Annotated in this window: 1 protein-coding gene; it reads right to left on the bottom strand. The window is 63.6% G+C overall.

Features of this window, described 5'->3' with window-relative positions; genetic code table 11:
* Positions 1 to 283, bottom strand: a 283-nt coding sequence (locus ACFWW2_RS02835) for a phage integrase N-terminal SAM-like domain-containing protein (protein ID WP_393925978.1), incomplete at both ends; no start/stop codon positions are given.

Below are 283 nucleotides of genomic sequence, written 5' to 3'. Positions count from 1 at the left end.
CGGGTGCCACCGCCAGAAGCTCGGAAACTTCCTCGGCGCTGAGCACCGCGGGCAATTTGCGCGGCTGCGTGCGGAACTGCATGTACCGCTTCATCTCCTCGCGACCACAGGTCATCGAGAAAAAGAAGCGCAGGGCGGTAGCGCGCGCGTTGTAGACCGAGGGCGTGACCCCGGCATCCGTCATGTGAAGCTGATACGAACGCAGGTCTTCCGTCGTGGCAGTATCGGGCGAGCGCCCCAGAAACCCGGCGAAATGCTTCACCGCCCGGATGTGCGCTTGTTG

It is taken from the genome of Yoonia sp. R2-816, from assembly GCF_046762905.1.
In the GTDB taxonomy this organism is placed as follows: domain Bacteria; phylum Pseudomonadota; class Alphaproteobacteria; order Rhodobacterales; family Rhodobacteraceae; genus Yoonia.
The sequence above is the reverse complement of the archived record's forward strand: the minus strand, read 5'-3'. Positions and strand labels throughout refer to the sequence as shown.